General features: G+C 55.0%; 20 protein-coding genes. 15 read left to right on the top strand and 5 right to left on the bottom strand.

Going from position 1 to position 26,911, the window contains the following annotated elements:
- Window positions 1-79: 79 nt before the first annotated feature.
- Window positions 80-1,639: a galactarate dehydratase gene (gene garD / locus FD744_RS12150; protein ID WP_160868334.1), complete on the bottom strand. Its 1,560-nt coding sequence runs from the start codon at window positions 1,637-1,639 to the stop codon at window positions 80-82.
- Window positions 1,640-2,145: 506 nt separating this feature from the next.
- On the opposite strand from garD, the gene FD744_RS12155 reads away from it, so the two are divergent.
- The 6 genes from FD744_RS12155 (at window position 2,146) to FD744_RS12180 (ending at window position 9,139) form a co-directional block, all read left to right on the top strand.
- Window positions 2,146-3,492: an MFS transporter gene (locus FD744_RS12155; protein ID WP_058961512.1), complete on the top strand. Its 1,347-nt coding sequence runs from the start codon at window positions 2,146-2,148 to the stop codon at window positions 3,490-3,492.
- Window positions 3,493-3,501: 9 nt separating this feature from the next.
- Complete coding sequence (locus FD744_RS12160; RefSeq protein ID WP_160868335.1) at window positions 3,502-4,848, top strand: enolase C-terminal domain-like protein; 1,347 nt, start codon at window positions 3,502-3,504, stop codon at window positions 4,846-4,848.
- A 10-nt stretch (window positions 4,849-4,858) separates the two neighbouring features.
- On the top strand, window positions 4,859-6,190 hold the full coding sequence (gene gudD, locus FD744_RS12165) for a glucarate dehydratase (RefSeq protein WP_058961510.1): 1,332 nt from the start codon (window positions 4,859-4,861) through the stop codon (window positions 6,188-6,190).
- Between the two features lie 52 nt (window positions 6,191-6,242).
- The gene (gene garL / locus FD744_RS12170) at window positions 6,243-7,010 is read left to right on the top strand and encodes a 2-dehydro-3-deoxyglucarate aldolase (protein WP_097117971.1); all 768 of its coding nucleotides are present in this window, start codon (window positions 6,243-6,245) and stop codon (window positions 7,008-7,010) included.
- A 19-nt stretch (window positions 7,011-7,029) separates the two neighbouring features.
- Window positions 7,030-7,914: a 2-hydroxy-3-oxopropionate reductase gene (gene garR, locus FD744_RS12175; protein WP_034823058.1), complete on the top strand. Its 885-nt coding sequence runs from the start codon at window positions 7,030-7,032 to the stop codon at window positions 7,912-7,914.
- An 85-nt stretch (window positions 7,915-7,999) separates the two neighbouring features.
- On the top strand, window positions 8,000-9,139 hold the full coding sequence (locus FD744_RS12180) for a glycerate kinase (RefSeq protein WP_160868336.1): 1,140 nt from the start codon (window positions 8,000-8,002) through the stop codon (window positions 9,137-9,139).
- Between the two features lie 196 nt (window positions 9,140-9,335).
- Here FD744_RS12180 and barA read toward each other — a convergent pair whose 3' ends face one another.
- Window positions 9,336-12,065 carry a two-component sensor histidine kinase BarA gene (gene barA, locus FD744_RS12185; protein WP_160833105.1) on the bottom strand — a complete coding sequence of 910 codons (2,730 nt, stop codon included), beginning with the start codon at window positions 12,063-12,065 and terminating at the stop codon, window positions 9,336-9,338.
- Between the two features lie 91 nt (window positions 12,066-12,156).
- Here barA and rlmD point away from each other — a divergent pair, with 91 nt between their 5' ends.
- The 6 genes from rlmD (at window position 12,157) to queE (ending at window position 20,764) form a co-directional block, all read left to right on the top strand.
- A complete protein-coding gene (gene rlmD, locus FD744_RS12190; RefSeq protein ID WP_058961507.1) occupies window positions 12,157-13,473 on the top strand; it encodes a 23S rRNA (uracil(1939)-C(5))-methyltransferase RlmD in 1,317 nt (438 codons plus the stop codon).
- Between the two features lie 32 nt (window positions 13,474-13,505).
- Window positions 13,506-15,740 carry a GTP diphosphokinase gene (gene relA, locus FD744_RS12195; RefSeq protein ID WP_034823050.1) on the top strand — a complete coding sequence of 745 codons (2,235 nt, stop codon included), beginning with the start codon at window positions 13,506-13,508 and terminating at the stop codon, window positions 15,738-15,740.
- A 151-nt stretch (window positions 15,741-15,891) separates the two neighbouring features.
- Entirely contained in the window at window positions 15,892-16,683 is a 792-nt protein-coding gene (mazG, locus tag FD744_RS12200) for a nucleoside triphosphate pyrophosphohydrolase (RefSeq protein ID WP_160868337.1), read from the top strand.
- Window positions 16,684-16,932: 249 nt separating this feature from the next.
- Entirely contained in the window at window positions 16,933-18,570 is a 1,638-nt protein-coding gene (pyrG, locus tag FD744_RS12205; RefSeq protein WP_160868338.1) for a glutamine hydrolyzing CTP synthase, read from the top strand.
- Between the two features lie 77 nt (window positions 18,571-18,647).
- A complete protein-coding gene (gene eno, locus FD744_RS12210) occupies window positions 18,648-19,943 on the top strand; it encodes a phosphopyruvate hydratase (RefSeq protein WP_034823037.1) in 1,296 nt (431 codons plus the stop codon).
- A gap of 149 nt (window positions 19,944-20,092) precedes the next feature.
- Window positions 20,093-20,764 (top strand): 7-carboxy-7-deazaguanine synthase QueE, encoded by a 672-nt coding sequence (gene queE / locus FD744_RS12215; protein WP_160868339.1) that lies wholly within the window; start codon window positions 20,093-20,095, stop codon window positions 20,762-20,764.
- 142 nt (window positions 20,765-20,906) lie between these two features.
- Here the strand turns inward: queE and FD744_RS12220 are convergent, their stop codons facing one another.
- Window positions 20,907-21,506 (bottom strand): inorganic diphosphatase, encoded by a 600-nt coding sequence (locus FD744_RS12220; protein ID WP_097117965.1) that lies wholly within the window; start codon window positions 21,504-21,506, stop codon window positions 20,907-20,909.
- A 129-nt stretch (window positions 21,507-21,635) separates the two neighbouring features.
- Window positions 21,636-21,998 (bottom strand): 6-carboxytetrahydropterin synthase QueD, encoded by a 363-nt coding sequence (gene queD / locus FD744_RS12225; protein ID WP_176505758.1) that lies wholly within the window; start codon window positions 21,996-21,998, stop codon window positions 21,636-21,638.
- A 294-nt stretch (window positions 21,999-22,292) separates the two neighbouring features.
- Between queD and cysJ the strand changes: the two genes are divergently transcribed.
- Genes cysJ through FD744_RS12240 form a run of 3 tightly spaced genes read left to right on the top strand, consistent with a single transcriptional unit; the run spans window position 22,293 to window position 26,553 of the window.
- Window positions 22,293-24,098, top strand: coding sequence for an NADPH-dependent assimilatory sulfite reductase flavoprotein subunit (gene cysJ, locus FD744_RS12230; RefSeq protein ID WP_160868340.1), 1,806 nt, complete (start codon window positions 22,293-22,295; stop codon window positions 24,096-24,098).
- Window positions 24,098-25,822 carry an assimilatory sulfite reductase (NADPH) hemoprotein subunit gene (gene cysI / locus FD744_RS12235; RefSeq protein ID WP_034823019.1) on the top strand — a complete coding sequence of 575 codons (1,725 nt, stop codon included), beginning with the start codon at window positions 24,098-24,100 and terminating at the stop codon, window positions 25,820-25,822. The genes cysJ and cysI overlap by 1 nt, the downstream gene beginning before the upstream one ends.
- Window positions 25,819-26,553: a phosphoadenylyl-sulfate reductase gene (locus tag FD744_RS12240; RefSeq protein WP_097117963.1), complete on the top strand. Its 735-nt coding sequence runs from the start codon at window positions 25,819-25,821 to the stop codon at window positions 26,551-26,553. The genes cysI and FD744_RS12240 overlap by 4 nt, the downstream gene beginning before the upstream one ends.
- Before the next feature lie 70 nt (window positions 26,554-26,623).
- Here FD744_RS12240 and FD744_RS12245 read toward each other — a convergent pair whose 3' ends face one another.
- Window positions 26,624-26,908, bottom strand: coding sequence for a YciI family protein (locus FD744_RS12245; protein WP_160868341.1), 285 nt, complete (start codon window positions 26,906-26,908; stop codon window positions 26,624-26,626).
- Window positions 26,909-26,911 lie beyond the last annotated feature (3 nt).

Raw genomic sequence — 26,911 nt, forward strand, 5'->3', positions numbered from 1 at the left:
CGGCCTGAAAATATGATGATGATGTTTCAGGCGCGCCAGATTGCATCCTCTCCCTTGTTGGGAGAGGGGGAGATCGCACTCAGGTCACCGGCGCCGGATTAAACACCGCCAGCTGATTACGAATGCCCCAGCGATCGGACCAGGTTTGTTTGCGACCACTGGCAATCTCCAGTATCAACTCAAACAACCGCCAGCCCACCTGCTCAATACTCTCTTCACCCGTCGCAATGGTGCCCGCATTGATATCCATCAAATCGTGCCAGCGCTCCGCCAGCGCATTGCGCGTCGCCATCTTAATCACCGGAATCGCAGCCAAACCGTAGGGCGTGCCACGACCGGTGGTGAACACCTGCAAGGTAATGCCCGAGGCCATCTGTTGGGTGCCGCAGACAAAATCACTGGCCGGTGTCGCTGCATAGATCAAACCGCGCTTTGTTGGGCGCTGCCCTGGTGACAATACTTCCACAATCGGGCTGCGGCCTGATTTGGCAATTGAACCGAGCGCTTTCTCCACCACGTTCGCCAGTCCACCTTTCTTATTGCCTGGCGAAGGGTTGGCGCTGCGGTCGGTTTGTCCCTGGCTGAGGTAATCGTCATACCATGCCATCTCTTCCAGCAGACGTTTACCCACATTTTCATCGACCACGCGCGGCGTCAGCAGATGTATTGCATCGCGCACTTCGGTGACCTCGGAGAACATCACGGTGGCGCCGCAGCGTACCAGCAAATCAGAAGCAAAGCCGACTGCCGGATTGGCCGTCACGCCGGAAAATGCATCGCTGCCGCCGCACTGCGTGCCAATCACCAGTTCTGATGCCGGGCAGGTCTCGCGCTGGCGCAAATTCAGTTTTTTCAGATGGCGCTCAGCCACCTGAAGAATTTCATCGACCATCGCGCCGAAACCAACATGCCGTTCATCCTGCAAACGCACAATGTCATGATCATCCAGCGAGATGGCCTGCACATCTGGCGTGCCGGTCAGCAGACGCTCCGGCTGTAACTTCTCGCAGCCGAGACTGACGATCATCACTTCGCCCCCAAAATTGGGGTTCAGCGCGAGGTTATGGATAGTGCGGATCGGCACCACCGCAGCGGGCGCATTGATCGCCACACCACAGCCATAAAGATGATTCAGTGCCACTACACCATCAACGTTGGGATAGCGTGGCAGCAGATCGCGCTCGATCATTTGCACCACGTAATCCACGACGCCAGCGACACAGTGCACGCTGGTGGTGATACCGAGCAGATTGCGTGTTCCTACGCTGCCATCGGCGTTGCGATAACCCTCAAAGGTGTATCCTTCGAGCGGTGGCAGAGCGGGGGGCACATTGTTCGCCAGTGGCAAACTGTTGAGCGGAGGCGCTTCGGGTAGCGCCACCAGAGATTCTTCAATCCAGCTCCCTTGCGCAATCGGGCGCAAGGCGGTGCCAATCACTTCGCCGTAGCGCAGGATGACGCCGTTTTGAGGAATGTCCACCAGCGCCACTTTATGTCCTTGCGGCACGTGTTCGGTGAGCTGCAGGCCATCCTCAAAGCGGGTACCCGCAGGCAAACCCTGATTATTCACCACGATCGCCACGTTGTCGGCGTCGTGTACTTTTATATAAAGCGGTTTCTCTGTTAGCGGTCGGTTCATTGCTCACCTTCCAGTTCGTCGCGCTGTACATGGCAGCGCGTTGTAAATGCTTCCGTCACGTCATCATTTTTTGCCAGCCTCAGTATATGCAGGGGTATTGGCCTGCGCATTGTGCAACTGACTGGCTTTTTGGGGTTTTATTACCTGAGTTTGGTTCGTTTATCCAAATACAAGTGAACAGACTCACAAAGCGCACGTTGGCTGGCTGCTTCTTAATCAATCTACGGGTGAAAAATCAGGTTCCGTGAGCTACGCCGCAGGGATATGTGCAATTGCCATAAAATCAGCATGAATCAATGTTCATCATCATGCGTTCTTCCAATGCCTCGTGGTTTGGCTGTTCCTATACTGATTCTCGTTCTTCAACGTTTGGTTATTCGTCACGACGCATCATCGTTTTGCCATAACAACAATCGCCGTGTTTAACCCGACATCATTCTGATACCCAACGCGATGTGTATGCAGTCAGAGTGAATGTAGCGTTCGCTATATTTCAGGAGTGCATCATGAATAGTTTCAGCCAGACAGCGGAAGCGGTGCAAAAACGCACCAACGCCCGTTACTGGATTGTGGTGATGTTATTTATCGTCACATCATTCAACTACGGTGACCGTGCAACCATCTCGATTGCCGGTTCCGCGATGTCTAAAGATATCGGCCTTGATTCGGTCGGTCTGGGCTATATCTTCTCCGCCTTCTCATGGGCTTACGTTATTGGACAAATACCTGGCGGCTGGCTGCTCGACCGCTTTGGCTCAAAACGCGTTTACTTCTGGAGCATTTTCCTCTGGTCGCTGTTTACCTTGCTGCAGGGCTTTGTCGATCTGTTCAGTGGCTTCGGCATCGTCGTTTCACTGTTCCTGCTGCGCTTTATGGTCGGTCTGGCTGAAGCCCCGTCGTTCCCGGGTAACAGCCGTATTGTTGCGGCCTGGTTCCCGGCACAAGAGCGTGGTACCGCCGTGGCCATTTTCAACTCGGCGCAGTATTTTGCCACGGTGATCTTCGCCCCGATCATGGGCTGGCTGGTGGCCGAAGTGGGCTGGGCGCACGTGTTCTGGTTTATGGGTGGGCTGGGCATCATCCTCAGCTTCGTCTGGCTGAAGTTCATGCACGATCCGAACAATCATCCGGGTGTGAACAAAGCTGAGCTGGAGTACATGGAGCAGGGCGGCGCGTTGATCAACATGGATGCCAAAAAAGCCGACCGCAAAGTGAGCTGGGATGAGAAGTGGTATCAAATCAAACAGCTGCTTTCGACCCGCATGATGTGGGGTATCTATCTCGGACAATATTGCGTTAACGCGCTGACCTACTTCTTTATTACCTGGTTCCCGGTGTATCTGGTGCAGGCGCGCGGCATGTCGATTCTTAAAGCGGGCATGATCGCCTCGATTCCGGCCATCTGTGGCTTCCTCGGTGGTGTGTTAGGTGGCGTGATTTCCGATTACCTGATGCGCAAAACTGGCTCGCTGAACGTTGCACGTAAGACCCCCATCGTGGTTGGCATGCTGCTCTCTATCAGCATGGTGATGTGTAACTACACCGAAACTGAGTGGGTAGTGGTGCTGTTTATGGCGCTGGCGTTCTTCGGCAAAGGTATTGGTGCGCTGGGCTGGGCAGTGATGGCGGATACCGCACCGAAAGAGATCAGTGGATTGAGCGGTGGCTTGTTCAACATGTTCGGCAACTTCTCCGGCATCGTGACGCCGATTGCTATCGGTTACATCATCGCCGCTTCTGGCTCTTTCGAAGGTGCGCTGATTTATGTCGGGATCCACGCCTTCGTCGCTGCGTTTAGCTTCCTGTTCATCACGGGTGATATCAAACGTATTGAACTGAAACACCGAGCATAAGGACGAACTATGAATACGCAAAGTAGCCCGGTGATCACCGATATGCAGGTGATTCCGGTTGCCGGTTACGACAGCATGTTGCTGAACATTGGTGGAGCGCACAGCGCCTGCTTCACCCGCAACATTGTGGTACTGACCGACAGTGATGGTCATACCGGCGTCGGTGAAGCGCCGGGTGGCGAAACGATCTACCAAACGCTGGTGGAGGCAATTCCACAGGTCAAAGGCCAGCAGGTGGCGCGCATGAACCGCCTGGTGCAGCAGGTGCACAAAGGCAATCAGTCGGCGGATTTCGATACCTTTGGTAAAGGTGCCTGGACCTTCGAACTGCGTGTCAATGCGGTGGCGGCGCTGGAAGCGGCACTGCTGGATTTGTTGGGTCAATGTCTGGGCGTACCGGTAGCCGAGTTGCTCGGTCCGGGACAACAGCGCGATGAAGTCACCGTGCTCGGTTATCTGTTCTATCTCGGCGATCGTCGCAAAACCGATCTACCGTACCTGACCGGTGAAGGCGCCAGCCATGACTGGTATCACCTGCGTCATCAGGAAGCGCTGACGCCAGATGCGGTGGTGCGCCTGGCGGAAGCGGCACAGGACAAATACGGTTTCAAAGATTTCAAATTGAAAGGCGGCGTATTGCCGGGCGAGCAGGAGATGGAATCCGCTGCCGCATTGAAAAAACGCTTCCCGGATGCGCGCATTACCGTCGACCCTAACGGCGCCTGGACGCTGGATGAAGCGATTGGCTTGTGCAAAGGCATGGGCGAGGTGCTGACCTATGCTGAAGATCCGTGCGGGGCCGAACAGGGCTATTCCGGCCGTGAAGTGATGGCGGAGTTCCGCCGTGCCACCGGGTTGCCGGTCGCCACCAATATGATTGCCACCAACTGGCGCGAGATGAATCACGCGGTGATGCTCAACTCAGTCGATATCCCGCTGGCCGATCCGCACTTCTGGACGCTGAGCGGTGCGGTACGCATAGCGCAACTGTGCGACGACTGGGGCTTAACCTGGGGTTGCCACTCTAACAACCACTTCGATATTTCGCTGGCGATGTTTACCCACGTTGGCGCTGCCGCACCGGGCAAACCGACGGCTATCGATACCCACTGGATTTGGCAGGAAGGCGATCAGCGCCTCACCAAAGAGCCGCTGCAAATCCGCAACGGCAAGATTGCCGTACCGGATAAGCCCGGCCTCGGCGTCGAGCTGGATTGGGATCGTCTGCATCAGGCCAATGCCCTCTACAAATCACTGCCGGCGGGCGCGCGTAACGACGCCACGGCGATGCAGTATCTGGTTCCCGGTTGGTCATTCGACCGCAAGCGCCCGGCCTTCGGTCGCCGTCATGCATAAGGAGCAGGAAATGAGTCAGACACCAAAAATCACATCGCTGCAGGTCATTCCGGTGGCCGGTCATGACAGCATGTTGCTGAATCTGAGCGGCGCCCATTCACCGTTCTTCACCCGTAATATCGTCATCATCAAGGATAACGCGGGCCACACCGGCGTGGGTGAAATTCCCGGCGGTGAGAAAATTCGTCAGACGCTGGAAGATGCGGCGGCGCTGGTGGTGCAGAAGACCGTGGGTGAGTACAAAAACATCCTTAACCTGGTTCGCAGTACTTTTGCCGACCGCGATTCCAGCGGACGCGGCAATCAGACCTTCGACCTGCGTACCACCATCCATGTGGTGACTGGCATTGAAGCGGCGCTGCTGGATCTGCTCGGTCAGCATTTGGGCGTCAACGTTGCCTCGCTGCTCGGCGATGGCCAACAGCGTGACCGCGTGGAGATGCTGGGTTACCTGTTCTACGTCGGTGACCGCAAGAAAACGTCGCTGCCTTATCAGAGCCAGGAAACAGACAAGTGCGACTGGTATCGCCTGCGTCATGAAGAGGCACTGACGCCGGATACCGTGGTGCGTCTGGCGGAAGCCGCCTATGAAAAATATGGCTTCAACGATTTCAAACTGAAAGGCGGCGTGCTGCGCGGTGGCGAAGAGGCCGAAGCGGTCACGGCGCTGGCTAAACGCTTCCCGCAGGCACGCGTCACCCTCGATCCCAACGGTGCCTGGTCGCTGAATGAGGCAATTCTGCTCGGTAAACAACTCAAAGGCGTGCTGGCCTACGCAGAAGATCCATGCGGGGCCGAGCAGGGTTATTCCGGCCGCGAAGTGATGGCAGAATTCCGCCGCGCGACCGGTTTGCCGACCGCCACCAACATGATCGCCACCGACTGGCGCCAAATGGGCCACACGCTGTCTCTGCAATCGGTGGATATCCCGCTGGCGGATCCACACTTCTGGACCATGCAAGGTTCAGTGCGCGTGGCGCAGATGTGTCATGACTTCGGCCTGACCTGGGGTTCGCACTCTAACAACCACTTCGATATTTCGCTGGCAATGTTCACCCACGTGGCCGCTGCCGCGCCGGGCGCGATTACCGCCATCGATACTCACTGGATCTGGCAGGAGGGCAATCAGCGCCTGACCAAAGAGCCGTTCCAGATCAAGGGCGGCATGGTACAGGTACCGCAAAAACCGGGTCTGGGTGTCGAGTTGGATATGGATCAGGTCATGCAGGCCAATGCGCTGTATCAGAAACACGGTTTGGGCGCGCGCGACGATGCGCAGGCGATGCAGTACCTCGTGCCGAACTGGACCTTCGATAACAAGCGTCCGTGCCTGGTGCGCTAACGTTTCCGGCGCCCCGTGCGGGCGCCTGTTGTAACAGACAGGAGTAAAGACAATGAGCAATGCCTGGCCGAACCACTTTCGTCGCCGTTTGCAGGCAGGGGAAACCCTGATTGGTAGCTGGTGCGCACTTGCCAGCCCGATTTCCACCGAAGTTCTGGGTCTGGCGGGTTTTGACTGGCTGGTGCTGGATGGCGAACACGCGCCCAACGACATCACCACCTTTATCCCGCAGTTGATGGCGCTGAAGGGCAGCCACAGTGCGCCGGTGGTGCGTCCGCCGTGCAACGAACCCATCATCATCAAACGCCTGCTGGATATCGGTTTCTACAACTTCCTGGTGCCGTTTGTGGAGACCGAGGAAGAGGCGATTCGCGCCGTGGCGTCAACGCGTTATCCGCCAGCGGGCATTCGCGGCGTGTCGGTTTCGCACCGCAGCAATATGTACGGCACGCTGCCGGATTACAACGCCACCATCAATGACAACATCACAGTGCTGGTGCAGATCGAAACGCAGCAGGCGGTGGATAACATCGATGCGATTGCTGCCGTTGACGGCGTGGATGGCATTTTTGTCGGACCGGGCGATCTCTCGGCGGCGATGGGCTATCTCGGTCAGCCTGCACATCCTGAAGTGCTGAAAGTAATCAAACACATCTTTGAACGTGCCAAAGCGGCGGGCAAGCCAAGCGGCATTCTGGCGCCGGTGGAAGCCGACGCGCGCCGTTATCTCGAATGGGGCGCCACATTCGTTGCCGTGGGCAGCGATCTCGGTGTTTTCCGCAACGCCACGCAGGCGCTGTGCGACAAATTTAAGAAATAACTGACGAAGAGGAAAGGCAATGAAAATTGGATTTATCGGCCTCGGTATTATGGGCAAACCGATGAGTAAAAACCTGGTGAAAGCCGGTTATTCACTGGTGGTACGTGACCACAACGTCAGCAATGAAGCCGAGCTGGTGGAGCTGGGCGCTACCGTGGCGAAAACGCCAAAAGAGGTCGCCGAACAGGTTGATGTGGTGATCACCATGGTGCCGAACTCACCGCAGGTGAAAGAGGTTTGCCTCGGCGCCAACGGGATTATCGAAGGTGCGAAGCCAGGACTGATTGTGATCGACATGAGTTCGATTGCGCCGCTGGCCAGCCGTGAAGTGCACGATGCGCTGGCAGAAAAAGGCATCAAGATGCTGGATGCGCCGGTCAGCGGCGGCGAGCCAAAAGCGATTGAGGGCACGCTGTCTGTGATGGTTGGCGGCGATAAAGCGGTATTCGACCAGTGCTACGACATCATGAAAGCCATGGCGGGTTCCGTGGTGCACACCGGCGATATCGGTGCAGGCAATGTGACTAAGCTGGCGAACCAGGTGATTGTGGCGCTGAACATCGCGGCGATGTCCGAAGCGCTGTCGCTGGCAACCAAAGCCGGTGTGAACCCAGAACTGGTTTATCAGGCGATTCGTGGTGGGCTGGCAGGCAGCACGGTACTCGATGCCAAAGCGCCGATGGTGCTGGATCGTAACTTCAAGCCAGGCTTCCGCATCGACTTGCACATCAAGGATTTGGCGAATGCGCTGGACACTTCACACGGCATTGGCGCGCATCTGCCGCTGACGGCTGCGGTGATGGAAATGATGCAAGCGCTGAAAGTCGACGGCAAGGGCACATCTGACCATAGTGCGCTGGCTTGCTATTATGAAAAATTAGCTCAGGTCGAGATCACCCGGTAGTTTGCCTGTCCGGTGTCTGCGGATGCCGGACAGCTTACTGCATTAGCAGGACGGAACTCCGTCATCCATCGCGCTCGGATTGCCTATGAAAATTGTCATCGCACCGGATTCATATAAAGAGAGTTTGTCCGCCCTGGAAGTGGCTGCGGCGATTGAAGCGGGATTTAGCGAAATTTTTCCCGACGCCGAATACGTGAAAATACCGGTCGCCGACGGTGGCGAAGGCACGGTAGAAGCCATGGTGGCGGCGACGCAGGGAAGTATTGTCAGATTGACCGTGACCGGACCGCTCGGCGCGCCGGTTGAGGCATTTTATGGATTATCGGGTGATGAGCGCAGCGCCTTTATTGAAATGGCGGCAGCCAGTGGCCTGGAATTGGTGCCGGCCGCGCAGCGTGACCCGTTGATCACCAACTCTTATGGCACTGGCGAGCTGATTAAAAACGCGCTCGATCGCGGTGTTGACCACATCATTATTGGCATTGGCGGCAGCGCCACCAACGATGGAGGATCCGGCATGATGCAGGCGCTGGGAGCTCGCTTGCTGGATCAGCAGGGCAATGAGATTGCTTTTGGCGGCGGCGCACTGCCGCAGCTGGCGCGGATTGAAATCGATCAGCTGGATAAACGTATTCAGCAGTGCCGCATCGAAGTGGCCTGCGATGTCACCAATCCCCTGACCGGTGAAGAGGGCGCCTCGGCGATCTTTGGTCCTCAAAAAGGGGCAACGCCGGAACTGGTGCAGCAGCTGGATAAAGCGCTGGCGCATTATGCTGAGATCATCCATCGCGATTTAGATATTGATGTACTGCACATCGCGGGCGGCGGTGCAGCGGGTGGGATGGGCGCGGCGCTGCATGCGTTTTGCCAGGCCGAGCTACGTCGCGGTATTGAGATCGTGACCGAAGCCCTCGGATTAGCCGATCAGGTGAAAGATGCCGATCTGGTGATCACCGGCGAAGGTCGCATTGATAGCCAGACCATTAATGGCAAAGTGCCGATTGGCGTGGCGAAGGTGGCGAAGCAGTTTAACAAGCCGGTGATTGGTATTGCCGGGAGCTTAACCGCAGATGTTGGCGTGGTGCATCAGCATGGGCTGGACGCGGTGTTTAGCGTGCTGTTTAGTATTGGTTCGCTGGAGGATGCGCTGGCCAATGCGGCTCAAAACGTGCGCCTCACCGCGCGCAATGTGGCGGCGACGATCAAGGTAGGGCAGGCTTTATAGATGCGGAAGATTGCGCTGAATGTCGTGGTAATGATCGAGGTGGGGAAGGCCTTACAGGCGCGTTCCCCCTCAGTCTAACCCTCTCTCGATATCGGGCGAGGGGATCGTTGGTGGCGATGATTGAGACGACGAGTCATTCTTTAACCATGCTCGATTAGCGCTCTCTTGTGCTTAAGAGAGGGCATGAAACGTTCCGTTATCCCACGCCCAACACTTTCCTGGCCTCACGCGCCACGTTCGCCATCTCATCACTCAACTCCAGCAATTCCGGCTCCAGCGCTTCGATATCACTCTCCTGATGCAGACTCTTTTCCAGCTGCTGGCACAGTTGTTTGAGTCGCGGCACGCCGCTGTAGCTGGCACTGCCGTGCAGCTTATGGATGATCTCGCGTAGGCCATTAACATCATTACTGGCCATGGAACCCTCCACGCGCGCTTCCACCTCCGGCAGGAAATCCAGCAGCATCTGCAGCAGATCGCGCGCCAGATCAGGTTTGTTGGCGGCCTGACGCAGTGCCAGCGCCCAGTCGAGCGACGGCGCAACATCCGGCAGAAGTGTGGGTGCCGCCGTGGGGTTCGGGGCATAGCGCTGCAACAGCTGGCTCAGTTTGCCTTCGTCTATCGGCTTCGCCAGATAATCATTCATCCCGGCGCCAATCAGCTGCTGGCGCTCGCCATCCAGCGCATGCGCGGTCACCGCGACAATCGGGGTATTGGCATGCAGCGGCAGGCTGCGGATAATTTCACTGGCGCGAATGCCATCGATATCCGGCATCTGGATATCCATCAAAATCACATCCAGCTTGTGTAAACGCGCCTGGCGGATAGCCTGTTCCGCGTTGTCGCACAGAATGATGTGCTGAACCTGCTCCTCCAGCAGCGCACCGATTAACTTCAGATTGGCAGGATTGTCATCCACCGCCATCACCGTCAGCGGCTGACGGGTACTGTGCGGTAAGGCATCGTTATGCAAACTGTGCAAATCCAGCAGCATCGGCAATAAGCGCGTCAGTGAGACAGGTTTGGCTATGCAGCCGGCGATGCCTCGTGCGCGCAAATCGTCGGCGAACAACATCATCTCGCTGGGCAGCGCCAGCAGTACCGAATCGGCATGGGCGCGCAGCCGTTGAATTAAAGCATCCGGCAGCGTGGCGGGGTGAGGATCGTTCACCGGCAATCCCATCAACAACAGCGGGAAGCGGGTATCCGGCAGCGCTTCCAGTGAAGTGAAATGCTGAACCTGCAGCGGCGTGATGCTAAGCATCTCCTGCACCGCTTTCGCCACCGCGGCATGGGGTTCGATATAGGCTAACGGGATGGCGCGCAGATCTTCCAGCATACGCGGAATGGGCGGCGCGTTGGGATTGAGATCGAGATGAACGTGCACCCAGAAAGTGGATCCCTGATTCTGACGGCTGTGGAACGCGATCTCTCCGCCCATCTCCGACACCAGTTTTTGCGTGATCACCAGACCCAAACCAGTGCCGCCGTGGCGGCGGGAAATACTCGCATCGGCCTGACGAAATGCCTGGAACAGCTGTGACTGCTGCTGCTCAGAAATGCCAATGCCGGTGTCGTGTACCTGAATTTCCAGTTCAACGCGCGTGGTGCTCAGGCTACGCAGCTCAACACGCAAATCGATGTGCCCCTGCTCAGTAAACTTAATGGCATTACCAATCAGGTTAATCATGATCTGCTGTAAACGTAGCGGGTCGCCAATCACATTATCCGGCACCTGTTTTTCCAGACAAACGGTGATCTCGAGTCCTTTGTCATGTGCTGAAGGTGCCAGCAGCACCAGCGTTTCATCCAGCGTGGCGCGCAGCGGGAAGGGGATCGATTCCAGCACCAGTTTGCCGGCTTCGAGCTTTGAGAAATCCAGCACATCGTTGATGATGCTCAGCAGGTTATTGGCCGAGCGTTCAATGGTGCTCATATAATCGCGCTGGTTGGTGCTCAGTCCGGTTTTCAGCATCTGACGGGTAAAGCCAATCACTCCGTTAAGCGGTGTTCGTAACTCATGCGACATATTGGCGAGGAATTCTGATTTAATACGCGCCGCTTCCTGCGCGCGCTTCTTCGCCAAATCCAGCTCGACGTTTTGAATCTCCAGCTGCTCCAGGGTTTCACGCAGATCGTAGGTGGCCTGATCGATATTCTGCTGCATCTCTTCGTGATAAGCGGTGAGCGACATCGCCATGGCATTGATGCCGTTTTTCAGGATGCTCAGTTCGCCCAGCATGTAGCCATCAACGCGGCTGTCGAGTTGGCCGCGACGAATGCGGTCCACGGTGGAAACCATGTTACGAATCGGCCCGGTGACGTCGCGCATCAGACGATAGGCAAACAGCATGGCGATGCACAAACAAAACAGTAAGAGCAAAGTGGCCACAAACACCTCTTTGTACTGCTCCAGCCGCACCGATTGCAGATCGAGTTCAATAGCCACATACCCCAACGGATTACCCGCCGGTTTGGCATCTTCTCCGGGCAGTTCGTCTACGGAATAGCGTTCGGAGATAATCGGGGTTCGCAGCACCATCAAATTGCCGTGGCGCTCGACGGAGACACCATCTTCCAGCGTCGAGATGTCTTCTTTCTGCAACAACGCCAGATTTTGGTTGTTGTTCGAAGTGACGTAGATGTGATTGTTGTTGTCGAAAACGGTAATGGCACGGACAATATCGGAATGACGACGATGCAGCAGGCTGACCAGCTCGCGAATCGCATCACGATTGTGCCAGGTCATGCCGTATTCGCTGGAGACTGCCAGCGGTTCGATAATGTTCGATCCGGCATCGCGCACCTGATGTTGTAATTCGTTATAACGGTGCACCACGAAGAAGGTACTGAGCAGCAGACCAATCATTAACGTTGGCGCCAGTATCAAAATCATCATTCGCGCCCGCAGGCTATATTTGGTCATAATTGTGGCCTGGCAACTCCTGGCATTGATATCCCTGTGCACAATCCGCTTGCGATGGCACACCCCATTAATTTAGAGAATTCACAACACTATGGCGCAATTTTACTCCGCAAAACAGCGTGTGGCGACAAAGCAGCGTATTACCGTCACTATCGAAGACCTTGACCCCTTTGGACAAGGTGTTGCGCGCCATAATGGCAAAGCGATGTTTGTCAGCGGCGCACTGCCGGGTGAACAGGCCGAAGTTATGGTCGTGGAAGATAAACGTCAGTTCTCGCGGGCCAAAGCCAAAAAGATTATGCAGCCAAGCGCACAGCGGGAAAAACCGCGCTGTGTGCACTTTGGCGTGTGTGGTGGCTGCCAGCAACAGCATGCCGCGATCGCGTTACAGGAGGACAGTAAAGCACGTGCGCTGAGTCGAATGTTGAGCCGGGATGCGCCTTTGCCGGTGCAGGTGAATGAGATCATCAGCGGTAACACCTGGGGCTATCGCCGTCGCGCCCGTCTGGGACTGCAATGGCAACCTAAACAGCAGCGTTTACAAATGGGGTTCCGCCAGGCGGCCAGCAACGATTTGGTTGAGTTAACTCAATGCCCCATTTTGGTGCCCGAGCTTGAAGCGTTACTGCAGCCGTTGCACCAGTGTCTGAGCAGCTTACAGGCCGCACGGCGACTGGGGCATGTCGAGTTAGTGCTGGCAGATAATGGCCCGGTGATGGTGCTGCGTCATCTTGATGCATTGTCCGCAGGCGATCGTGTAAAACTGGAACGCTTTTCGCATGAGCATCAGCTGATGTTGTATCTGGCGGACGGCAGCGAGCATTTGCAGCCGTTGGGGGATTACGCACCTTTCTACCAATCGTTTGATTTGAAACTGACTTTCAGCCCGCAGGATTTCATCCAGGTGAATGATGGCGTGAATCAGCAGATGGTGACAAAAGCCATTGAATGGCTCGATTTACAGCCCGAAGATCGGGTGCTGGATCTGTTTTGCGGTATGGGTAATTTCACTTTGCCTGTAGGAAAGTTCGTACAAAATGCTGTGGGTGTGGAGGGTGTTGCAGCATTAGTCCACCAGGCAGCGTATAATGCTGAGCTGAATAATCTTAAAAATGTCCGCTTTTTCCAGCACAACCTGGAGGAGGACGTTGCCCACCAGCCTTGGGCAGCGCAGGGATTTAACAAGGTGTTACTGGATCCAGCACGTGCTGGGGCCGCGGGTGTGATGTCGCATATCGTTAAACTTGCGCCGCAACGCGTGGTCTATGTTTCCTGTAACCCAACAACACTTGCGCGCGACAGTCAGGCATTACTGTCGGCGGGCTACCATTTGGAAAGGGTCGCGATGCTGGATATGTTCCCACATACCAGTCATCTCGAGTCCATGGTGCTGTTTAGCAAAGCATAAGCGGCGTTTTCGTCGTTATGGCAGGAGAGGATATGGTTGCGGTTAGAAGTGCGCATTTAAATACGGAAGGGGAATTTGCCCTTGACCAGTGGATCGCCAGTTTAAATATCAATAATCCGCAATCCTGTCAGCGATTGGCGGACACCTGGCGCTACTGTGAAACCGAAACGCACAACCATCCAGATCAGGCTCTGCTGCTGTGGCGCGGTATTGAGATGGTGGAAATACTCACCATGCTCAGTATGGACAACGATAGCCTGCGCGCGGCCTTACTGTTCCCGCTGGCCAACGCGGATGTGGTCAGTGAAGAAGAGCTGGAAAAGTCGTTCGGCAAAGGCATTGTCTCGCTGGTACACGGTGTGCGCGATATGGACGCTATCCGCCAGCTGAAAGCCATCCACAATGATTCTATGGCCTCCGAGCAGGTGGATAACGTGCGCCGCATGCTGCTGGCGATGGTGGAAGATTTCCGTTGCGTGGTTATCAAGCTGGCCGAGCGTATTGCCCACCTGCGTGAAATGAAGGATGCACCAGAAGACGAACGTGTTCTCGCCGCCAAAGAGAGCACCAACATCTATGCGCCGTTAGCCAATCGTCTGGGTATCGGTCAGCTCAAATGGGAGCTGGAAGATTACTGCTTCCGCTATCTGCACCCCGATGAGTACAAACGCATCGCCAAACTGCTGCATGAACGCCGTATTGACCGCGAAGGTTATATTGATAATTTCGTGAGTAACTTACGTGCAGAGATGCAGAAGGAGGGCGTGCGTGCTGAAGTCTATGGCCGCCCGAAACATATCTACAGCATCTGGCGCAAGATGCAGAAAAAGTCGCTGGCGTTTGATGAGCTGTTCGATGTGCGCGCGGTGCGCATCGTGGCAGAACGTTTGCAGGATTGCTACGGCGCGTTAGGCACCGTGCACACACTGTATCGCCATCTTCCCAGCGAGTTCGACGACTACGTTGCCAATCCAAAACCCAACGGTTATCAATCCATTCACACGGTGGTGCTCGGTCCGCAGGGCAAGACGGTAGAGATCCAGATTCGTACGCGCCAGATGCATGAAGATGCGGAGTTGGGCGTGGCCGCGCACTGGAAGTACAAAGAAGGCCCGACTTCCAGCAACGCGCGCGGTGCGGCAGGGCACGAAGAACGCATTGCGTGGCTGCGTAAGCTGATTACCTGGCAGGAAGAGATGGCGGATTCCGGCGAGATGCTGGAAGAGGTGCGTAGTCAGGTATTTGACGATCGGGTGTACGTGTTTACCCCGAAAGGCGACGTGGTCGATCTGCCATCGGGTTCTACACCGCTGGACTTCGCTTATCACATTCACAGTGATATCGGCCATCGCTGCATTGGTGCCAAAATTAGCGGTCGCATTGTGCCGTTCACCTATCAATTGCAGATGGGCGATCAGATTGAGGTGATTACCCAGAAGCAGCCGAACCCGAGCCGCGACTGGCTGAACCCGAACCTTGGCTATATCACCACCAGCCGTGGCCGTTCAAAAATTCACGCCTGGTTCCGCAAACAAGATCGCGACAAGAACATTCTGGCTGGCCGCCAGATTCTTGAAAGCGAGTTGAGCCAGCTGGATATCAGTTTCCGCGATGCAGAAAAAATTCTGCTGCCGCGTTATAACGTCAGCTCGCAGGATGAGCTGTTGGCGATGATTGGCGGCGGCGATATTCGCCTCAATCAGATGGTCAACTTCCTGCAGGCCAAACTCAATAAGCCGAGTGCGGAAGAGGAAGATCGTGAAGCGCTGCGCCAGCTGACGCAAAAATCACATCAGCCCTCATCTGCGCGCAGAGAAAGTGGACGCGTGGTGGTGGAAGGTGTGGGCAATCTGCTGCACCACATTGCGCGCTGCTGCCAGCCGATCCCGGGTGACGATATCGTGGGCTTTATCACCCAGGGGCGCGGTATTTCCATTCACCGAGCCGACTGTGACCAGTTAAGCGAACTGATCTCCCATGCGCCGGAACGTATTGTCGATGCGGTGTGGGGCGAAGATTACTCGAGCGGCTATTCGCTGGTGGTACGCGTCACCGCCAACGATCGCAGCGGGTTACTGCGCGATATCACTACCATTCTGGCGAATGAGAAGGTTAACGTGCTGGGCGTTTCCAGCCGCAGCGACACCAAAAAGCAGCTGGCAACCATTGATATGGATATCGAAATCTACAACCAGCAGGTGCTGGGTCGCGTGCTGGCGCGTCTTAATCAGGTGCCGGATATCATCGACGCACGCCGTCTGAACTGATGTGGCCAGGCCGCCATGAAAGGGCAGCCTGGCATTTACTGTACGCCCGAAATGGCACGTCCAGGTTGTTCTGCGCGTCGTCGAGATTTCGGTGCGCCTCAGGGTCGCCATTTTGGCGACCTTTTCCATTTTAACCCCTAAGGATTTCCCCATGACAGCCCTGAATCGTCTGCTCACCATCATGCAAACCTTGCGCGACCCGGAACGTGGCTGCCCGTGGGATCGTCAGCAGACCTTCGCCTCCATCGCCCCTTACACGCTGGAAGAGACCTACGAAGTGATCGACGCGATTCAGCGCGAGGACTTTGATGACCTGCGCGGTGAACTCGGCGATCTGCTGTTTCAGGTGGTGTTTTACGCGCAAATGGCCGATGAGCAACAGCGTTTCAACTTCGATGACATCTGCAATGCGATTAGCGACAAGCTGGAGCGCCGTCATCCGCACATCTTTGGTGATGTGCAGGCCGACACCACGCAGGAAGTACTGAAAAACTGGGAAGCGATCAAACACAGCGAGCGCGCAGAGAAGTCACAGCATTCGGTGCTGGATGACATCCCTAAAGCCTTGCCTGCACTGATGCGTGCTTACAAAATCCAGAAGCGCTGTAGCACGGTGGGATTCGACTGGAACAACCTGGGGCCAGTGCTGGATAAAGTGCATGAAGAGATCGATGAAGTGATGCACGAAGCGCAGCAGGCGGTGGTCGACAATGACAAGCTGGAAGAGGAGATTGGCGATTTGCTGTTTGCCACCGTCAACCTTTCGCGCCATCTGGGCAGCAAAGCCGAAATCGCCTTACAAAAAGCCAATGATAAATTTGAGCGTCGCTTCCGTCAGGTTGAATCCATCATCAGCGGGCAGGGACTGGCGATGCAGGATGCGACCCTGGATCAAATGGAAGCCGCCTGGCAGCATGTGAAATGCAGTGAGAACAAAGACTAAAGGGTTATTCTTCAAATTGTCGATTATTCCTGCATTGCGCATAAATTGTCCGCTTGAGCTTACTCGATTCAGCCAAGCGGCAACTTTGTGACGCACGTCAACATTTCCCCCTCGTCTATTCGCTATGTTATCGGCTGCAATGCGGGGGGGTGATGTGATTCATCAATTGTGGCTGAGGACGACTTCGGGTATACTATTTTCCCGTCTTGGTTATTCCACCGTCTTTAAACCTAAACTCTCAGGTTCAGCATGACAACGAATTATATTTTTGTGACCGGCGGGGTCGTATCCTCTCTGGGCAAAGGCATTGCCGCAGCCTCCCTCGCAGCCATCCTTGAAGCACGTGGTCTGAATGTGACCATCATGAAACTCGATCCGTACATTAACGTCGATCCGGGTACCATGAGCCCAACGCAGCACGGTGAAGTGTTTGTTACCGATGATGGGGCCGAAACCGATCTGGACTTGGGTCACTACGAGCGCTTCATCCGTACCAAAATGTCGCGCCGCAACAACTTTACGACCGGTCGTATCTACTCAGAAGTGCTGCGCAAAGAGCGTCGCGGTGACTATCTGGGTGCCACGATTCAGGTTATCCCACACATCACCAACGCCATTAAAGAACGTATTATCGAAGGCGGCGAAGGTCATGATGTCGTACTGGTGGAAATCGGCGGTACCGTAGGTGATATTGAATCCCTGCCGTTCCTCGAAGCGATTCGCCAGATGGCGGTTGATGTGGGCCGTGAACACACCATGTATATGCACCTGACTTTGGTGCCGTATATGGCCGCTGCAGGCGAAGTGAAAACCAAGCCAACCCAGCATTCAGTGAAAGAGCTGCTGTCGATCGGTATCCAGCCTGATGTGCTGATCTGCCGTTCTGACCGCGCTGTGCCGGCCAATGAACGTGCGAAGATCGCCCTGTTCTGTAACGTGCCAGAGAAAGCGGTTATTTCCCTGAAAGATGTGGATTCCATCTACAAGATTCCTGGCCTGTTGAAATCACAGGGTCTGGATGACTATATCTGTAAGCGTTTCAATCTGAGCGCACCGGAAGCGAACCTGGCCGAATGGGAACAGGTTATCTATGAAGAAGCCAATCCGGGCGGCGAAGTGACCATCGGTATGGTCGGCAAATATGTCGAACTGCCAGATGCGTACAAGTCAGTGATTGAAGCACTGAAGCACGGTGGCCTGAAAAATCGTGTAACCGTGAACATCAAGCTGATCGATTCGCAGGATGTGGAATCTCGCGGTGTCGAAATTCTGAAAGATCTGGATGCTATCCTGATCCCGGGCGGCTTCGGCTACCGTGGTGTGGAAGGCAAAATGCTCACGGCGCAATACGCGCGTGAGAACAACATCCCTTACCTCGGTATCTGCCTGGGTATGCAGGTTGCGCTGATGGAATTCGCACGCAATGTGGCCGGGATGGCAGACGCCAACTCAACGGAATTTGTGCCAGACTGTAAGTACCCAGTGGTCGCGCTGATCACTGAATGGCGTGATGAAGAAGGCAACGTTGAGCATCGTACTGAGCAGAGCGATCTGGGCGGCACCATGCGTCTGGGTAGCCAGCAGTGCCAGCTGACGCCGGAAAGTAAAGTGCGCCAGCTATACGGTTCTGACGTGATTACTGAACGTCACCGTCATCGTTATGAAGTGAACAATCTGCTGTTGAAGCCGATTGAAGCGGCGGGTCTGCATATTGCGGGCCGTTCCGGCGACGACCAGCTGGTGGAGATCATCGAACTCCCGAACCATCCGTGGTTTGTAGCTTGTCAGTTCCACCCGGAATTCACGTCGACCCCGCGTGATGGTCATCCGCTGTTCGCTGGCTTTGTTAAAGCCGCGCAGGAGCACCAGAAGCGGTTAGCGAAGTAAGAGTTTAACGAACAGCGCGCGAACTTTTCGCGCGTTGTTTGTCTTAGGATTGACTAACTTGTACTGAGGAAAATCGAATGTCCAAAATCGTAAAAGTCATCGGTCGCGAAATCATCGACTCCCGTGGCAACCCGACTGTAGAAGCAGAAGTGCATCTGGAAGGCGGTTTCGTTGGTCTGGCTGCAGCGCCATCAGGTGCTTCAACCGGTTCTCGCGAAGCACTGGAGCTGCGTGACGGTGACAAATCTCGTTTCCTGGGCAAAGGCGTGACCAAAGCGGTTGCCGCTGTTAACGGTCCTATCGCTGCAGCGGTAACCGGTAAAGATGCCAAAGACCAGGCGAACATCGATAAGATCATGATCGAGCTGGACGGTACTGAGAACAAATCCAACTTCGGCGCTAACGCCATTCTGGCGGTTTCGCTGGCTGCGGCTAAAGCGGCTGCGGCTTCTAAAGGCCTGCCACTGTACGCGCACATCGCTGAACTGAACGGCACCCCAGGCAAATTCTCTATGCCACTGCCGATGATGAACATCATCAACGGTGGTGAGCACGCGGATAACAACGTTGATATCCAGGAATTCATGATCCAGCCTGTTGGCGCGAAAAACGTGAAAGAAGCCATTCGTATGGGTTCTGAAGTTTTCCACAACCTGGCAAAAGTGCTGAAAGCCAAAGGCATGAGCACTGCGGTCGGTGACGAAGGTGGCTATGCGCCAAACCTGGGTTCTAACGCCGAAGCGCTGGCTGTTATCGCTGAAGCGGTGAAAGCAGCAGGCTACGAGCTGGGCAAAGACATCACCCTGGCGATGGACTGTGCAGCGTCTGAATTCTACAAAGACGGCAAATATGTGCTGGCTGGCGAAGGCAACAAAGCTTTCACCTCTGAAGAGTTCACGCACTTCCTGGAAGACCTGACCAAACAGTACCCAATCGTCTCTATCGAAGACGGTCTGGACGAGTCTGACTGGGCGGGCTTCGCTTACCAGACCAAAGTGCTGGGCGACAAAATTCAGCTGGTAGGTGACGACCTGTTCGTGACCAACACCAAGATCCTGAAAGAAGGTATCGATAAAGGTATCGCTAACTCCATCCTGATCAAATTCAACCAGATCGGTTCTCTGACCGAAACTCTGGCTGCAATCAAGATGGCAAAAGATGCAGGTTACACCGCGGTGATTTCACACCGTTCAGGTGAAACTGAAGATGCGACCATCGCTGACCTGGCGGTTGGTACTGCAGCAGGCCAGATCAAAACCGGTTCTATGAGCCGTTCTGACCGTGTTGCTAAGTACAACCAGCTGATTCGTATCGAAGAAGCGCTGGGCGACAAAGCCCCGTTCAACGGTCTGAAAGAAGTTAAAGGCCAGTAAGGGTCTGTTGATGTGGCCTGATGGGCCGCATCATCGCTGATAAAGCCCCGCCTCGTGCGGGGCTTTTGCTTTTTTGGCACGAAGCAGCTGTGAACCGGTGGTGAAAATCTGCCATAATCTGCGCCTCGAATTTAAGACGTGAGTAAAAAATGTTCTACCCGATTAACGAAATGTTCCAGACCCTGCAGGGCGAAGGATTTTACACCGGTGTTCCGGCGCTGTTCATCCGCTTACAAGGATGTCCGGTGGGCTGTAGCTGGTGTGATACCAAGCATACGTGGGAAAAACTGGCCGATCGGGAGACCTCGCTGGGTGATATTCTGGTGAAAACCGTGGAGAGTGATGCCTGGGGCAGTGCCGATGCGGCGATGCTGATTGAAACTATTCAACGTCAGGGCTGGACTGCACGCCATGTGGTGATCACTGGCGGCGAACCGGCTATTTTTGATTTGCGCCCGTTGACCGAGGCGCTGGAAGCGGCCGGATTTGAGTGCCAGATTGAGACCAGCGGTACACATGAAGTGCACTGTTCTGACAGCACCTGGGTGACGGTCTCACCGAAGGTCAATATGCGCGGTGGTTACGATGTGCTGCCTCAAGCGTTGCAGCGTGCCGATGAGATTAAACATCCGGTGGCGCGTGAGCGTGATGTCGAAGCGTTAGATGTGCTGCTGTCGGGCCTGCATGATGACAAGAAGCGCATTGTGGCGCTGCAACCGATCAGTCGTGGCGATGCCGCCACCAAACTGTGCATAGAGACCTGCATTGCGCGTAACTGGCGCCTTTCGATGCAGACACATAAGTATCTGAATATCGCCTGATTCATCAGGTTTGCATCCCTGCGGCACCTGACTCAAACCTGTTTGAAGGGGCGCCATTGATGGCGACCCTGTTCATTACCGCACCGGCTAAACGATATGGATAGCGACTTTTTCCATTACCCCGCCGACGCATGCTTAGGTTTTATTGCTTTGCTTTATACGCGTCGAAGGCCTGTTTGATCTCAGCCTTAGCTTTCGCCGCATCTTCAAAACCATTCAGCTCAACTTTCTTACGGCCATCTGGCAACTGCTTATACACGCGGAAGAAGGCTTCCAGACGTTCCTGCTCCATTTTCGGCAGGTCTTTCATCTCTTTGATGTCGTCATAGGTTGGGTCGATTTTGCTGGTTGGTACCGCAACAATCTTGTCGTCCACTTCGCCACCATCAATCATTTTCAGCACGCCAATCGGGCGCAGTTTGATCAGTGTGCCCGGTTGCAGTGGCGCGCGGGTGTAGAAGATCACATCCAGCGGATCGCCATCACCGCCCAGCGACTGGGTCAGTGAGCCGTAGTTTGCCGGATAGGCAACCGGCATCGACTGGAAACGGTCAGCCACGATAAAACCGGTTTTCGCGTCGGTTTCATATTTAATCATCCCGCCCGCCGGAATTTCAGTCACGGCATAGAACTCATCCGGTACTTTTTCAGGCTGCGGAAAATCGAGGACGTTTTGCGCCTGAACGGCGGCAGAGGCGGAAACCAGCAAAGCAATAACAGAAAGGCGTTTAACGAAGTTCATTGTTGATTCTCTTGATCTTTAATGAAGGAGACAACAACGTAGAGGGGGCGGATGACAGGGAGATGAAGTGAACGTAAAGAAGCGTATAGCTAAAAGTCAGGCTGCACAGCGGCAGCCCGTCAACAGTGATTAACCTTTATAAGTACAACCTGCGGTACAGGTCTCCTTGATCATCACTGCACTCAGTTCTGGCAGGATCGGTTTCATCTGATCCCAAATCCATTTTGCCAGCACTTCGCTGGTTGGATTTTCCAGGCCTGGAATATCATTCAGATAGTGATGATCGAGACGATCATAAATCGGCATAAACGCCGCCTTCAGTTCGGCAAAATCCATGACCCAACCGGTATGCGCATCCACTTCACCGGTAATTTCTAATCGCACCAGGAACGAATGGCCATGCAGACGACCACATTTATGCCCTTCAGGCACATGCGGCAGACGGTGGGCAGATTCGAACTGGAACTCTTTAAACAGCGTGGTAGACATAATGGCTCTCAGACTTAAAAACCGCCGAATTCTACCTGAATCACAGATTTTTCGCACCCGCTTACGATGAAAAGGGCATTTTGCGCACGCCTATACCGCAACATGTTGATTAACGTATTGAATAAAGGCGACTTTATTTACCACTTTTGCCGATTAACATTACCCGAAAAACCACTTAGTCATTTTGGTTATTAATTATGTCGAAGGCGTATTTAATCGTTAATATACAGCCCGGTAACCTACCCACTCTTCCGCCATATATCGGTCCGGACTTCAGACACTGGAATTTTTAACGCGATGACGACTCAGGCACCAGGTTCAATGCTCCCGCTTAATCCGGAGCAACTCGCGCGCTTACAGGCAGCGACCACGGATTTCAACACCACGCAGATGGCCTGGCTTTCCGGCTACTTCTGGGGCATGGTCAATCAGACGCCGGGCGCCGTTGCCGCACCTGCACCGGTGCAGGCCGAGGTGCCAACCATCACGCTGATTTCCGCGTCACAAACCGGTAATGCTCGTCGTCTGGCGGAACAGCTGCGCGATGATCTGCTGGCCGCCAAACTGAGCGTCAATCTGGTGAACGCCGGTGACTACAAGTTTAAGCAAATCGGTCAGGAGAAATTACTGGTCGTGGTCACTTCGACGCAAGGTGAAGGTGAGCCACCGGAAGAAGCCGTGGCGCTGCACAAATTCCTGCTGTCGAAGAAGGCGCCGAAATTTGCGTCTGGCTCCGCGTTTGCGGTGTTCGGCCTCGGCGATACCTCTTACGAATTCTTCAGCAAAGCTGGTAAAGACTTTGATGAGCGTCTGGCGGAACTGGGCGCAGAACGTCTGCTGGATCGTGTTGATGCCGACGTGGAGTACAAAGAGCAGGCTACGGCCTGGCGCCAACAGCTGACCGAGATTCTAAAAGCACGCGTGCCAAGTGAATCCTCAGTGGTCGCGGCTGTGACGGCTTCTGGCGTGGTGAACGACATCCACAGCAGCCCATACACCAAAGAAGCGCCACTGACCGCCAGCTTTGCCGCTAATCAAAAAATCACCGGTCGCGATTCGGATAAAGATGTTCGCCATATCGAAATCGATCTGGGCGATTCTGGTCTGCGCTATCAGCCCGGCGATGCGCTGGGCGTGTGGTTTGAAAACGACGCGGAACTGGTACAGGAACTGCTGCAACTGGTGTGGCTGAAGGGCGATGAGCCGGTTGATGTTAACGGTGAAAACCTGCCGCTCGCAGAAGCCTTGCAAAAGCATTATGAGTTGACGGTGAACACGCCGCAAATCGTTGAACAGTATGCTGCGCTGTCACGCAATGATGCGCTGCTGGCGCTGTCGGGTGATAAGCCGAAATTACAGAGCTATGCGCAGAGCTTCCCGATTGTCGATATGGTGCGTCAGGCACCGACTGAACTCAATGCAGAACAGCTCACTGGCCTGTTGCGTCCTTTAACACCGCGCCTCTATTCGATTGCTTCATCGCAAGCGGAAACGGATACCGAAGTACATATTACTGTCGGTGCGGTGCGTTATGAGATTGATGGTCGTCAGCGCGGCGGCGGTGCGTCAACCTGGCTGGCGGATCGCATCGAAGAAGACGGCGACATCCGCGTGTTTATCGAACACAACGACAACTTCCGCTTGCCGGCGAATCCGGAAACGCCCGTGATCATGGTCGGCCCAGGCACCGGTATCGCGCCGTTCCGCTCCTTTATGCAGCAGCGTGATAACGATGGCGCAGGCGGCAAAAACTGGCTGTTCTTTGGTAATCCGCACTTCACCGATGATTTCCTCTATCAGGTGGAATGGCAGAAATACGTCAAAGACGGCTTGCTGACCAACATTGATTTAGCGTGGTCACGTGACCAGGCTGAGAAAATATACGTACAAGATAAAATCCGCGCCAAAGGGGCGGAAGTGTGGCGCTGGATTGAAGAAGGCGCGCACCTTTACGTCTGCGGCGACGCTAATCGCATGGCGAAAGACGTTGAGCAGGCATTACTGGATGTGGTGGTCGAACACGGCGGCATGGATCGTGAAACGGCTGACGAATTTTTAAGTGAGCTGCGCATTGAGCGCCGTTATCAGCGAGACGTTTACTAATGAGCGAAAAACATCCTGGACCGCTGGTCGTTGAAGGCAAGCTGACCGACGCCGAGCGTCTGAAAAAACAGAGTAACTACCTGCGAGGCACCATTCTCGAGGATCTCGATGATGGCCTGACCGGCGGCTTCAGTGGCGATAATTTCCTGCTGATCCGTTTCCACGGCATGTACCAGCAGGACGACCGCGATATTCGTGCCGAGCGTGCGGCGCAGAAACTGGAACCGCGCCACGCGATGATGCTGCGTTGCCGTCTGCCGGGCGGGATTATCACGCCAACGCAATGGCTGGCGATTGATAAGTTTGCGACCGATAAAACCATTTATGGCAGCATCCGTCTGACTAACCGTCAGACCTTCCAGTTCCACGGCATTCTGAAAAAGAACGTGAAGCCGACGCACCAAATGCTGCATGAAGTGGGTCTCGACGCGCTGGCCACCGCCAACGACGTGAACCGTAACGTGTTGTGCACTTCGAATCCAGTCGAGTCGGAACTGCATCAGGAAGCCTACGAGTGGGCGAAAAAGCTCTCCGAGCACCTGCTGCCGCAAACCCGCGCATACGCTGAGATTTGGTGGGATAAAGAGAAGGTTGCTACCACGGATAAAGAACCGATTCTGGGCGAAACCTATCTGCCGCGTAAGTTCAAAACTACCGTGGTGGTGCCACCGCATAACGATGTCGACCTGCATGCGAATGACCTGAACTTTATCGCCATTGCTGAGAACGGCAAGCTGATTGGCTTTAACCTGTTGGTTGGCGGTGGGTTGTCGATCGACCACGGTAATAAAGCGACGTATGCGCGTACTGCGAGTGAGTTTGGCTTCCTGCCGGTAGAGAAGATCCTTGATGTGGCGGCTGCGGTAGTGACCACCCAGCGCGACTGGGGTAACCGTACCGATCGTAAAAATGCCAAAACCAAGTACACGCTGGAACGTGTTGGCGTTGAAACCTTTAAAGCGGAAGTGGAAAAGCGTGCTGGCCTGACGTTTGAACCGATTCGTCCTTATGCGTTCACGACCCGTGGCGATCGCGTGGGCTGGGTGAAAGGCATTGATAAGAAATGGCACCTGACGCTGTTTATTGAAAACGGCCGTCTGCTGGATTATCCAGGCCGTCCGCTTAAACGCGGCATCGCCGAAATTGCCAAAATTCACCAAGGCGATTTCCGCCTCACTGCCAATCAGAACCTGATCGTAGCTGGCGTGCCGGAGAAGCAAAAAGCGCAGATCGAAGCTATCGCCCGTGAACACGGTTTGATGGAAGCGGTGACGCCACAGCGTGAAAACTCCATGGCCTGCGTGGCCTTCCCAACCTGCCCATTAGCGATGGCCGAAGCCGAGCGCTTCCTGCCTTCGTTTGTCACCAAGGTTGAAGAGATCATGCATAAGCACGGCGTCGGTGAAGAGCACATCGTGCTACGCGTTACCGGTTGCCCAAACGGCTGTGGCCGTGCTTTGCTGGCGGAGTTGGGTCTGGTGGGTAAAGCACCAGGCCGCTACAACTTACACATTGGCGGCAACCGCATGGGTACGCGCATTCCGCGTATGTACCGCGAGAACATCAACGAAGGCGAAATTCTGGCCAGCATCGATGAGCTGGTGGCGCGCTGGGCAACCGAGCGCCAGGCCGATGAAGGCTTCGGTGACTTCGTGATTCGCGCTGGCATCATCAAAGCCGTGGTGGATCCCGCCCGTGATTTTTGGGACTCGGAGGCAGTATGACGGTACTTGATCTCGCAGCACTGAATAGTGGCAGCAAAGTGGATCGCATCATGGCACTGGCCGAAAGCAACGTGCAGCTGGAGAAACTATCCGCTGAGCAACGCGTGAGCTGGGCGCTGGAGAATATGCCGGGCGCGTTCGTGCTGTCCTCCAGCTTTGGTATTCAGGCGGCGGTTCTGCTGCATATGGTTACGCAGCAGAAGCCGGATACGCCGGTGATCCTGACCGATACCGGCTATCTGTTCCCGGAAACTTACCGCTTTATTGATGAGTTGACTGAGAAGCTCAATCTCAATCTGCAAATCTTCCGTGCTGAGACTTCTCCAGCATGGCAGGAAGCGCGCTACGGCAAGCTGTGGGAGCAGGGCGTCGAGGGGATTGAGCAGTACAACCAAATCAACAAGGTCGAACCGATGAATCGCGCGCTGCAAACCCTGGGTGCGCAGACCTGGTTTGCGGGTCTACGCCGTGACCAGTCAGGCAGCCGCGCCAGTTTGCCTGTGCTGGCGGTACAGCGCGGTGTGTTCAAGATTCTGCCGATCATTGACTGGGATAACCGTCAGGTGCACCAGTACCTGAAACAACATGGCCTCAAGTATCATCCGTTGTGGGATGAAGGCTATTTGTCAGTGGGCGATACGCACACCACTAAGAAGTGGGAACCGGGCATGGCAGAAGAAGAAACTCGCTTCTTTGGCCTGAAGCGCGAGTGTGGATTGCACGAAGGTTGATTTACCGGGTCGGCATCAATGCCGACCTTTCAGAGTCGTCGTAGGGAGCGCATTGATGCGCTCCTTTTTATTAAATCCCTTTTAACCCTTCAAACGCCTCCGCTGCACGCGTCACGTTCACTTTGGTCACGTCATAATGCGCCACCGCGACAAAGGGATCTTCCGCGAGGATCGTATCCAAACGGGCGCGATCCATATCCTTCACCAGCACCATACCGCCAGTGCGCGGATCTTTACGGCCTGCGGCAATAAAGTCACCGCTGTCAAAGTAACGATCCAGCCACTCAATGTGCGGCGCCAGCAGCGCATCGGCTTCTTCTGCCGGACGGAAATAGTTGAGATACACCACGTACATAGT

This window comes from Pantoea sp. Taur (assembly GCF_009830025.1).
Classification (GTDB): domain Bacteria; phylum Pseudomonadota; class Gammaproteobacteria; order Enterobacterales; family Enterobacteriaceae; genus Pantoea; species Pantoea communis.